Below are 2,631 nucleotides of genomic sequence, written 5' to 3' on the forward strand. Positions count from 1 at the left end.
GTTTTTGATTGTTGGGGCGCTCGGAGTCTTGGGAGCACCCGGCGAACTAACGATTAAACGCTTTTGGGACCATCATTCATCCCAGGGCATCGCAAACTCGTGGATGTCGCTTCCGCCCCCGCAAGCGGCGCGGGCTTTTGAACCAGGGGCAGTTTATACCCGTTTGAACTCGGCAAGCCCCAGGCGTATTCGCTGGCCCTCCGCATAGGCGAGAGCGAAAGATTCCAGCTCGAAAGTCAGCGTCGTTTCTCGGTCAACCTCGATGACGCGGACGTGCCATTCGCCGCAGGCTTCGACCACCTCAATGCAGGGGTGAACCTCATCGCAGCCTCCCTTAGAAAGCAATGGGGAACGTCCTGAATTTTACGACCGGCGAACGAGCCCTTTCAATTCGAAACTCTGTACGCTTTTTTTACCTACGGAGGGTCAGCCCGTTAGAGCGCGACCAAAGGCGACGCCAAGGCCGATAGCRACRCCCATGASSAGCTTGCCGGCAAAGTCTAGGGCGAAGGCGCGGACAGGCTTCCAGGCGTGGGCATATGGAACCTCAGCGCCTATCACCGTGGCATGATGGGCGGCTCGACGCCCAACATTGACCGGCTTGCCAAGGAGGGTGCGCTGTTCACCGACTACTACTCGCAGAATTCCTGCACCGCCGGGCGGGCTGCGTTCATTACCGGCCAGAGCCCCTTCCGGGTCGGACTGTTGAAAGTCGGCCTTCCGGGAGCAAAGCAGGGTTTGCAGGACAAGGACCCAACCATCGCCGAACTGCTCAAGCCGCTCGGCTATGCCACCGCTCAGGTTGGCAAGAACCATCTCGGCGACCGTAACGAGTTCCTGCCGACCCGGCACGGCTTCGATGAGTTCTTCGGCAACCTCTACCATCTGAATTCGGAAGAGGAACCCGAAGACCCGGATTATCCGAAGAGCCCCGAGTTCCACGCGAAGTTCGGTCCGCGCGGAGTCCTCGACGTGAAAGCCACCGATGTAGACGACCCGACGGAAGATCCGCGCTTCGGTCGCGTCGGGAAACAAGTCATCAAGGACACCGGCCCTCTGACGCGCAAGCGAATGGAAACCGCCGAAGAAGAATTGCTCGCCCGGTCGCTGGACGTCATGGACCGAGCGGTAGCCGCCAAGAAGCCGTTCTTCCTTTGGCACAACACGACGCGCATGCATGTTTGGACCCGCCTGTCGCCCAAGTGGCAGGACAAGACCGGCTACGGCCTCTATGCCGACGGCATAGCCGAGCTTGACGACGTGGTCGGCCGGCTGCTGAAGAAGCTGGACGATCTCGGGATCGCGGACAACACGATCGTCGTCTTCTCTACCGACAACGGCGCAGAGAGTTTCTCGTGGCCCGACGGCGGAACGCAACCATTCCGCGGCGAGAAGGGCACCACCTGGGAGGGGGGCTTCCGTGCGCCGTGCGTGGCCCGTTGGCCAGGCGTCATTCAACCCGGCACGATCGTCAACACGACGATGTCGCACGAAGATTGGCTGCCAACCTTGCTCGCCGGGGCCGGCGCGCCGGATATCAAGGAGAAACTGCTCAAGGGCGAGAAAGTCGGAGACAAGACTTTCAAGACCCATCTCGACGGTTACAACTTCATGCCCTTCTTCAAGGGCGAAACCAAAGACGTGCCGCGCAAAGAATTCTTCTATTTCGACGATCAGGCCAACATCAATGCGATGCGCTATGGCGATTGGAAGATCTCGTTCGCCTGGATCGAGGGCAATCTGTTCACCGGCAAGCGCGTTACGCAGAATGTGCCGTACGTGGTCAACCTTAGAGAGGACCCGTTCGAGAAGTACCAAGACGAAGCGGGAGCCTATGAACGGTGGTGGAGCGATAAACTGTGGACGATGGTTCCCGCTCAGTCGATCGTTGCGGAGTTCCTCGCAACCTTCAAGGACTATCCGCCAAGCCAGAAGTCCGGATCGTTTGGCGTAAGCCAATTCCTGGAGGCCCTCCAGAACGGAGCCAGCGGCGCCGGGAATTAGGTCCCTGGTAGCCACTGCCTTCGCACGACTTAGTTGCGACAGGGTACCCCGCTTGTGGGGCTCCCTGTCGACCTCGAGAGGAGGCTTGAATGAGGCTCACCCACGCGATCTTCGTGCTGATGGCCCTGACGGGTTTGGGAATAGCCACGTTGGCGGCTTCGCCGGCAATGGCTCAAACGGACCAGCTTCCGTCGTGGAACGATGGCGCTGCGAAGCAGGCGATCCTCGACTTCGTAGCGAAGTTAACCAAGGAGGGCGGCCCGCAGTACGTCCCGCCAGCCGAGCGCATCGCCACCTTCGACAACGACGGCACGCTCTGGTCCGAGCAGCCTTTGTACTTCCAGTTCCTCTTCGCCATCGACCGCGTGAAGGCCGTGGCGCCGCAGCATCCGGAGTGGCAGACCGAGGAGCCATTCGCTTCGCTGCTCAAGGGCGACATCAAGGGCGCGCTGGCCGGCGGGGAGCACGCCCTGATGGCGATTGTGGGCAGCAGCGTCGCCGGGCTTACGACCGATGAATACGCTAAGATTGTAGGAGACTGGCTCTCCATCGCCAGGCATCCTAAGACCGGCAAAGCCTTCCCCGAAATGACCTACCAGCCGATGGTCGAACTCCTCGCCTATCTCC

Annotated in this window: 2 pseudogenes; both read left to right on the forward strand. The window is 60.4% G+C overall.

The features are described 5' to 3' along the window. Positions 1 to 531: 531 nt before the first annotated feature. A pseudogene (locus ACXJ7R_RS29565) lies at positions 532 to 2,004 on the forward strand (arylsulfatase); the annotation flags it as partial. 89 nt (positions 2,005 to 2,093) lie between these two features. After that, positions 2,094 to 2,631, forward strand: a pseudogene (locus tag ACXJ7R_RS29570) (haloacid dehalogenase-like hydrolase); the annotation flags it as partial.

This window comes from Mesorhizobium sp. P5_C1 (assembly GCF_054049815.1).